Source organism: Sporosarcina sp. ZBG7A (genome assembly GCF_000813425.1).
Taxonomy (GTDB): domain Bacteria; phylum Bacillota; class Bacilli; order Bacillales_A; family Planococcaceae; genus Sporosarcina.
On record NZ_JWIB01000078.1, the window covers coordinates 1 to 693 of the forward strand.

Sequence of the window (693 nt, forward strand, 5' to 3'; positions counted from 1 at the left end):
TCCTGCATGGCTCACCATTTCTGTAATGAAATTACAGACTATCTAGAGATTATGCGGGTGTGGCGGAATTGGCAGACGCGCTAGACTTAGGATCTAGTGCCTTCGGGCGTGGGGGTTCAAGTCCCTTCACCCGCATCTCTTATGCGGAAGTAGTTCAGTGGTAGAATACGACCTTGCCAAGGTCGGGGTCGCGGGTTCGAATCCCGTCTTCCGCTCCATTGATTTTTTTGCCGGGGTGGCGGAACTGGCAGACGCACAGGACTTAAAATCCTGCGGTAGGTGACTACCGTACCGGTTCGATTCCGGTTCTCGGCACCATTTTCATTTCGTGAATAATTTGCGCCCGTAGCTCAATTGGATAGAGCGTCTGACTACGGATCAGAAGGTTGTGGATTCGACTTCTGCCGGGCGCGCCAATTTTATATTTTTTGGAACGGGAAGTAGCTCAGCTTGGTAGAGCACTTGGTTTGGGACCAAGGGGTCGCAGGTTCGAATCCTGTCTTCCCGACCATTTTTATCTTTAATACGGGGCCTTAGCTCAGCTGGGAGAGCGCCTGCCTTGCACGCAGGAGGTCAGCGGTTCGATCCCGCTAGGCTCCACTCTATGAACCTTGAAAACTGAACAGCAAAATGTCAACGAATTATCGTTTGGGAAACCGGTTCTGCCGGTGAAACAAACACAAACAGATCTTA

At 51.1% G+C, this 693-nt stretch carries 6 tRNA genes; all 6 read left to right on the forward strand.

Annotated features, from left to right (window positions below):
- Nucleotides 1-53: 53 nt before the first annotated feature.
- The 6 genes from RL70_RS17130 (at nt 54) to RL70_RS17155 (ending at nt 600) form a co-directional block, all read left to right on the forward strand.
- Nucleotides 54-135 (forward strand) — tRNA-Leu (locus tag RL70_RS17130).
- A gap of 8 nt (nt 136-143) precedes the next feature.
- Nucleotides 144-218: transfer RNA gene (locus RL70_RS17135), tRNA-Gly, on the forward strand.
- An 11-nt stretch (nt 219-229) separates the two neighbouring features.
- A tRNA-Leu gene (locus RL70_RS17140) sits at nt 230-318 on the forward strand.
- A gap of 21 nt (nt 319-339) precedes the next feature.
- A tRNA-Arg gene (locus tag RL70_RS17145) sits at nt 340-416 on the forward strand.
- 18 nt (nt 417-434) lie between these two features.
- A tRNA-Pro gene (locus RL70_RS17150) sits at nt 435-511 on the forward strand.
- A gap of 16 nt (nt 512-527) precedes the next feature.
- Nucleotides 528-600, forward strand: a tRNA-Ala gene (locus RL70_RS17155).
- The last annotated feature ends 93 nt before the right edge of the window (nt 601-693 follow it).